A 667-nucleotide genomic window follows, 5' to 3' on the forward strand; every position below is an offset into this window, starting at 1 on the left:
TAATAGTATATTATTAGGTATTATATGAATAGGTTTGAGAAAAATTTTGTATAGTTTTTTTGATTTTTTGATAAAAAGAAATATGATTAATTGTGGTTTGAATATATATATAAAAATTTTTTTTTTTTATATTTTTTATTATTAGATAGTGTGTATAAATTTTATGATAGTTATTAAAAGATTTATAGTGAATTTTGATAGGAATTTTTTTTGAAGTAATAATGTGTTGATTTAATTGTTATTGAAGTTATAAAGGATTATTTAAATTGATTTTTTTTTGTTGATAAGTTTTAATTGTATTATAGGAATTGTAAAAAAAGGGTTTTTTTGTATATTTATAGTTTGTTTTGTAAATTTTTTTATTTTGATAGTTTTTTTGATTATATGGATTATATTTGTTTGTATAAATATTTTGATGAGTGTTGTTTGTTAATATATAGAGTTTAATAAGTATATTTTGAGTTGGTATTGAAATGGGATTTTTAATAGTTGGAGATAAGAGATTTATATGAGAAAATATAAGTAAATGAGTTTTTGTTTGAGTTTTTAAAGATAAAGGTATATGAATAGTTATTTGATTTTTATTAAAGTTTGTATTGAATTTTTTATAAATTAATGGATGTAAATAAATAGTGTGTTTTTTTATTAAAATAGGTTGGAATGATTG

General features: G+C 17.1%; 1 protein-coding gene. It reads right to left on the minus strand.

Annotation, left to right across the window (positions count from 1 at the left end; translation table 11 throughout):
* Window positions 1-247: 247 nt before the first annotated feature.
* The coding region (locus tag IE038_RS25645; RefSeq protein WP_229775742.1) for a DNA-directed RNA polymerase subunit beta' at window positions 248-667 on the minus strand (420 nt) is incomplete at its 5' end.

The sequence above is a fragment of the Pseudomonas laurentiana genome (assembly GCF_014648275.1).
Taxonomy (GTDB): domain Bacteria; phylum Pseudomonadota; class Gammaproteobacteria; order Pseudomonadales; family Pseudomonadaceae; genus Aquipseudomonas; species Aquipseudomonas laurentiana.